The sequence below is a fragment of the Paenibacillus sp. FW126-R14 genome (assembly GCF_058789495.1).
Window position 1 is genome coordinate 22,698 of sequence record NZ_JBYTBS010000074.1, and the last position, 6,000, is coordinate 28,697.

At 46.5% G+C, this 6,000-nt stretch carries 5 protein-coding genes; 3 read left to right on the forward strand and 2 right to left on the reverse strand.

All coding sequences use genetic code 11. The features are described 5' to 3' along the window. Positions 1–443: 443 nt before the first annotated feature. Entirely contained in the window at positions 444–2,813 is a 2,370-nt protein-coding gene (locus tag AC3WRW_RS29810) for a helix-turn-helix domain-containing protein (protein WP_492549844.1), read from the reverse strand. Positions 2,814–2,958: 145 nt separating this feature from the next. Then, positions 2,959–4,374 (reverse strand): MFS transporter, encoded by a 1,416-nt coding sequence (locus AC3WRW_RS29815; RefSeq protein WP_492549845.1) that lies wholly within the window; start codon positions 4,372–4,374, stop codon positions 2,959–2,961. A gap of 6 nt (positions 4,375–4,380) precedes the next feature. On the opposite strand from AC3WRW_RS29815, the gene AC3WRW_RS29820 reads away from it, so the two are divergent. The 3 genes from AC3WRW_RS29820 to AC3WRW_RS29830 all read left to right on the forward strand — a co-directional run bounded on the left by AC3WRW_RS29820 (position 4,381) and on the right by AC3WRW_RS29830 (position 5,874). Further along, positions 4,381–4,614, forward strand: a complete 234-nt coding sequence (locus AC3WRW_RS29820) for a cold-inducible protein YdjO-related protein (protein WP_171684039.1) — start codon at positions 4,381–4,383, stop codon at positions 4,612–4,614. A gap of 118 nt (positions 4,615–4,732) precedes the next feature. Continuing rightward, positions 4,733–5,176, forward strand: a complete 444-nt coding sequence (locus AC3WRW_RS29825) for a DUF2663 family protein (RefSeq protein ID WP_492549846.1) — start codon at positions 4,733–4,735, stop codon at positions 5,174–5,176. Between the two features lie 26 nt (positions 5,177–5,202). Beyond that, positions 5,203–5,874, forward strand: a complete 672-nt coding sequence (locus AC3WRW_RS29830; RefSeq protein WP_492549847.1) for a carbohydrate-binding family 9-like protein — start codon at positions 5,203–5,205, stop codon at positions 5,872–5,874. Positions 5,875–6,000 lie beyond the last annotated feature (126 nt).

Consider the following 6,000-nt stretch of genomic DNA (forward strand, 5'->3'; position numbering starts at 1 on the left):
GCTTCGAAAGCGTTGTTCTGGTGCTGGTTGTCACACCTTCACTATATGACAGCGCTTACATTCTAGCTATCTGCAAATTATCCAATTTGATCTCGAAATGTTGCGATAATGCTCTACAAAATCTCCAATTGAGTCTTCAAAATAGCCAAAAATGGGGTCGTAATCTTTCATAGCGTGAGCCTAACGGACCGGGAAGCCTCTATTCGTACCATGTACGATAAAAACAAATGTAATGGACACACGCGACGCTATTTGCTTTGAAATGACCTAAAACAGCGACTGAACAAGCGACTAACGGCTCCTCAGTCCGATACTCCGGCTCACTTGAGCGATTAGCTTATATAACGGCTAGTGTGTCCGTTAAATAATTTCTGAACTTGGCGAAGAGCGCCCCGAGCGAACGCAAGAAAAGCAAAGGACAGCCTGGCGGCTGCCCAAAGCTGTTATTTTTCTGCCAGTTCCTTGTATTTCCCCGGTGTGATGCCTTCGACTTTTTTGAAGACGCGGATGAAGGCATTAATATCGTTGAACCCGACCCCGTATGCGGCATCGCCGACGGATTGCTCCTGCTTTCTCAGCAGCTGCTTGGACTTGTCGATCCTGACTTTATTGATCCGATCCAGCAGTCCCTCGCCTGCATAATCTTTGAACAGCTTCGACAAATAGGTCGCTTTGCGGTCAAAATGGCTGCCAATCAAGGTCACATTCAAGTTCGCGTCGGAATAATTGTCCTCAATAAAAGCAGAAATTTCATCCACGAGCTGCTGCATCGCTTTTTGCCGTGTCTGCGAAATGGCGGCCTGCCGCTTGGCTGCGGTGTAGGCACAGATTTGTACGAGCATTTCGTTCAAATACTGATTCATTTCTTGGACGGTTTTGCTGCTTAACAGCCGGTCGATGAGTTTGGGATTGCGGATAAAGAAGCTTTCTTGAATATCGCCGGTTTCACTGATGCTTTTCATCATCGTGGTGATCAGGATGAGCATCAGACATTTGGTTAAAGAAACGGAAATTCCGCGGATTTCAAAATTTTTGTTCATAATCTCGACAAGGATTCTCTGAGCTTCCTCCAGTTCACCTGATTTGACGGCATACATGAACTGCTGCTCAACCTGCATCGGGAAATAATACCCGGAAGCCGGCTCGCATACCCGGTTCGCTTGCAAATCGTCGTGAGCGAGAATCTCCCGCCCGCCCATAACCAGCTTATAGGCCATGGCATCGAGCGCTTCCAAGAAAGCTTGAGGGATGCTTGAAATGTGCTCATGAATACTGCTGATCGAAATCGTAAGATGAATATCATAAGTAGCTGCGAGGAAGGATTGCGTTTCTTCGGCGATGCGCAGCAGCTCGTCCTTGCCGTTAACGCCTTCTTCCGGCGTTAAATTGACTAAGCACGCAAGCGAGTCGTCAATCTCCGTCGCATAACCGCGATGCCGCTTCGAAAGCAGCTCCTCCACGACATTCATAATGATGAAATGAAGCAGCTTCCATTTATCCTCATCCGATGTGTGGGTAATCCGTTCGAAGAACGGCGCGCTTGTGTCGACGACTAGCAGCATGACGGCAAAATCTTTCTGATCCAGCTTCATATCAAAGCTTGTTAAGGCTTCGGCAATCGGTATGCGCCGGTCGAGTTTGCCTTTCAGAAGCTTTTCAATGAAGTGTGAGCGGACCATATGATGCTGCTGCTCCATTTTGCTCTTGAAATCGGCCATTTCCAGCAAGGTGCTGTCGACGGCTTCTTGAATAAAATGAAACTCGTTGTAGCGTTGGCCCGAGGTTAAAGCTTGCTTTTTGGAAAAAGCATGAACCAAACGCCGGACTGGATTATAGTTCCTACGTAAAAAGAAGAAAGTGAGAATGCCGCCGCCAAGCAGTGAAATTCCCATGCTCATATAGGTTAAATTACGGATGTGAGCGGCCTTTTGCCAGAAAATCGTACTCGGCATGATCGAAACGTATTTTAATTTGGAACGGGGGGATTGAATGTTAAAAACCTCATATTTCTCACCGCTGGAGCCGGAAAAATAGAAGCTCGGCGCAGTCTCGAGCTTGTCGTAAGGAAAATCGTCCGGAAGCGCATTGGCGGAATTGGAAGCCAGAATTTGATTCTCGTTATTCAAAATAAAGACGTGGCCTTTATTGAAAATTTCCATGTTTTGAATGGCGCCAAGGATACGCGATTGATCCACCATGATCACATTCGTGGCGAGAGGTTGATTATGCTCAACGGGATAAGTGCTGATATAGGCAACAGTTTTGCGCAGCTTATTATCGTCGCCGATTCGGGTCATCGGAATAAAACCTTTGAAAATGGGACGATTCATAATGTCCTGCCAGGCGGAGAAGGAAAACTCATCGCTCATATGCAAGGTTTGATAGGCAAAAGCGCTTGGCCTAACCGTCGTCGGAAGAATAACCGATTGATCTTTATACAAATAGACATAGAAAGAGTCAATCAGCGGATAGGAGGTTTTGTATATCGATAGATTGCGTGCGATTTGGGAGATATCATAGCGGTACTCTTTGGGAAACGCTTCGTACTTATTTGAATAGAGCAGTTCCTGCATATTCACGTTCCAGGTGAGTTCGAAATTCAGCTGCTCCATGGCTTTAAACTGGTTGTCCATCACCTCGCGTACCTGCTTCAATAAGGAATCGTTGGCTTGCTGAATTTCCTCTTTCAGCGTTCTACTGGATTCCACATACAGCAATAAGCCGATTACGACTGGTAAAAGGAGAATAACGATGTAGGAAATCATCCACGTTAAGACAATGCTTTGTCCGTTAAAGATGATTTTATTTTTCATATAGCAATCTCCTCACAATCAAAATCGGACCTGGAAACGAGTTCAAAATTGATCTTATGTATGCGCTCTCATTTTATTGTATTTCCTTTCCATCGCAGAAGTCAACGATAGAAAAGAAATCATTTTAAGAGTAAGATGGCTAGATTTATTGGGATTCCTCAACGGGTTTGAAGCGGTTTTTTCCGAAAAAGAAATAGAATAAATAGGAGATTACGGTATAGACTACAGCCGTGATGCAGAAGGCATACGCATAGCCATAGTAGGGGCCGTGGCGATAGACGAGGCCTGTGCTCACCGGAGCCGCCAAAAACCAGCCGAGATTGAAAACGGCTTCTCCAGAAGAGGAGGCCAGTCCGCGCAGCGAGCGGTGGACATAGCTCATTTTGACCGAATTGTAAAAAGGATTCGCCGCATTCATCAGTGCCTGACGGAACAAATATCCGCCGGAGGACAAATAGAAATTTGCGGAGAAAGCAGTCAAGAGAAGGAAAGGGATGGAGCACAATTGCAAATAGACAACGGATTTGACTTCCCCAAATCTCTTCACAATCATAGGCCCAATCAGGAAAGCGATCGCCGTAGCGCCTTGGCCTAAAGCAACAACAATGCCGATGGCGGACTTCGAAGCTTCAAACCGATCCTCGAAATACACATTGAGATACGGAACAATCATGCCCCCGCCGATCGAGGACAGCAATCCCAACAAACAAAAAATAGCGATGACTTGAAGGGAGGTTTTATGTGCCTGCCACGTATGCTTGATGCTCAGCGTTTGCTTCTCGGGTTGTATTTCCTGTACGCTCTTTTCGAATAAAGCGACAGGAATGATGCCAAGCGCGGCAATAGCGACTCCGATCAATAAAGTAAAACGCAAGCTAAGAATTTCCTCCAGCCCGATGATGAATTGAAAAAAGTCGCACAGTACGCCGCCCAGCGCAATGCCAACGACGTTAGCGATCATTACGAGCGCCATATTGAAGCTGAACAAATGCACACGCTGCTGCGGAGTGGAATTGTTGGCCATAAAAGGCAGAATCGTCGCCGAAACAACGGCCAGCGCCATGCCTCCGAAGAAAGAGGATATTAACATGCCTCCTTCGGCTTCAAATAAAGAACGCACCGTCAAAGCGACTATGGTAAAAACGAGACCAAACGTAATGACGCGTTTTGGCCCGAACCGGTCGTTCATCATGCCAGCCGGGATAAGAATAATGGCGGCAGCCAGTGCCGTCATGCCGACGATGCTGCCGACCGTCGTTTGCTCATAGCCTAGACTTTTCACATACAGATTATAAACGAGTCCGAACATGCCCAATCCTAAGTTCCAAACAAAGTTAAACCAAAAGAACAGCAAAATATTTCGACTGTAACCCTGAAACTGTGACTTCCATTCTCGAAGCAAATTTGTCATGCTAGATTCCTGCCTTTGTATTGTGTGTCTAATTTGTAGCCGCTTTTCCCATTCTACCATCGGTAAATAATTTTGAATACGGGAAAGACTTGATATTAAATGGGATCTGTATAATAATAAGTAGTCTAATCTACGAAACAGGGAGAACATGCTGAAATGTCTACATCAACGAGTACCGTTACGGAAGAACAGAAACCAGAAGTCGAACAGATTGAAATTTGGAAATGTAAAGAGTCAGATTGTAAAGCATGGGTTCGCAAAGAATTCGTTACGGAAGCTTTACCAACTTGTCCTCTATGCAAAAATCCGATGATCCGCAGTTATAAGCATGTGCCTGTGACAGCGAAAAAAGGAAACAAAAAGTTCCTGGTAGGAAAAAAGCGTTTCTAACATGAATATTCAAAGACCAAAGCATCTTCGACCACGCTCTATGAGTGATGCTTTCGGTCTTTTTTTCTTGCAAGATTCATTGTAATCAAGCATACGATGGTAGTGAGGGGGAGTGCCGATGAAGCAGCCTGAACTAAATCTAAGCGACGATACGATGAAATTGTTGGATAAGCTGAAAGAGAGAAAGAATGATTGGGACAAGCTTAAGAAGACTCAATGGGGATTTATAGCGATAACCGGCGTGTTGGTTCTATATTTTATATTCACTTTCTATCAAAAAGTGCTGCTAGTTTCGGGCGGCAATGCCTTAGCCATTCTTAATTTGCTGCCCTCGAACAAGCTGTTATCGGGATCGCTGCTCGCTTCTATCTCTTTTTTCATGTTTACGCGAAACCGGTCGGCCCGAATTGAAAAAGCGAAATCCAAATATGAAAACTTAAGAATGGAAGCGATCGACAAGCTGGATGCCTCCTGGTTAAAAGACGTCAAGTCTGAGGCGCGCGATCAAATCTCTAGCTTTTTAGATAAAGAACATGATATTAATATTGTGTATAAAAGCTAATAGCAAAGCGAGGAGCAAGAGCCAGGATGAGATACGAATGCCGATTTATAAGCGCAGCCGAAGGTCATCTTCCATGGGAGGAAATGGCTGCAGCAACGCTGGTTGAAGTAGTAACCGGGGGCAAGCCGCGTTTGGAGACGCGTTTCCGTGCTTGCTGGACGGAGGATGCTCTGCATGTGCGGTTTGAATGCGAGGACGATCATGTCGTGGCGACGATGGAGCGGCGTGATGATCCGATCTATGAGGAGGATGTCGTGGAAGTGTTCCTCGATCCCATCGGCACAGGCAAGGTCTACTATGAATTCGAGCTTAGCCCAAAGGGCGTTGAATTCGATGCTTTGATCCGCAACAGCCTCGATGGAAACAAAGAGGTCGATGTGGCCTGGGACGCCACGGGCATGACGACTTCGGTTGCGGATGGCGAAGCCGGGTGGAAGCATTATGAGCTGCGGATCCCTTTTGCTGATTTGCTGGCTGGGGGCGGGGAGCGGGAGTGGGAGCGAATGCAGGAGCGAGAGCTAGGGCGAGAGCAGGAGCTGGTGCGAGTCCCTCGGCACGGTGCCGAGTGGGGATGGAACCTGTATCGGATTGATGACGATATCGCAGGTAAACGGCATTACTGGGCGTGGTCACCCACCGGTAAAGTGGACTTTCATATTCCGCAGCGTTTTGGGACGCTTGTGTTTGTAAAAGAATAGAAACAAGAGGCCGCCATGGTTTGCAAAGAACTAATTGGCCATCTCATGATGTGCGAAGGGAACTCTAGGCCGCTATTTCCCAAAAATCAGCGCTGAGGCAGATAAGAGGGAACTAAGGTCCTCTAT